1 protein-coding gene is annotated in these 544 nt (G+C 62.1%); it reads right to left on the bottom strand.

The window, feature by feature from the left end; genetic code table 11:
* Positions 1-529, bottom strand: a 529-nt coding sequence (locus tag NKH63_RS31305) for a transposase (protein ID WP_352920534.1), incomplete at its 3' end; no start/stop codon positions are given.
* Positions 530-544 lie beyond the last annotated feature (15 nt).

The following is a 544-nucleotide window of genomic DNA, read 5'->3' on the forward strand; positions in this document are numbered from 1 at the left end:
AGCCGCCCTTGCCCTGCCGCGCGGTAATGCGGGCATCTGGATCCTTCGACGGCCGCTCAAGCGTCGGCGGTGACGAGACCGCATTGATCAGCGTGGCATCCAGCATCGTGCCACGCTTCAGGATCACGCCGGCCTTCTCCAACTGCCGGTCCAGTTCGCCAAACAACTTATCGAGCAGACCTTCGCCGACAAGCAGATTGCGAAAGCGCGAAAGCACCGTGTGATCGGGAATGCTCTCCTCCAGCCCGAGCCCGGCAAAGCGCCGGAACGACAGCCGGTCGCCAAGCGCCTCTTCCAACTCACGGTCCGAAAGCCCGTAGAGCGATTGCAACAAAAGCGCCTTGAACAGGACCAGCGGTGGCCAAGCCGCCCGACCCGGACCGCCATCACGCAGCGGGTTGAGCAGTTTCTCAAACCGATACCACTTCACAAGACCCGACAATCGGTCGAGCGGCGAAGTGCCGCCCACAAGCTTGGTGCCTAGAAAAGCCTCCGCCAAGCTCAACTGGCCCGTCTGCTTCACTGCCATCGCGATTCCCTCAGA

Source organism: Mesorhizobium sp. M0960 (assembly GCF_040319055.1).
GTDB lineage: Bacteria > Pseudomonadota > Alphaproteobacteria > Rhizobiales > Rhizobiaceae > Mesorhizobium.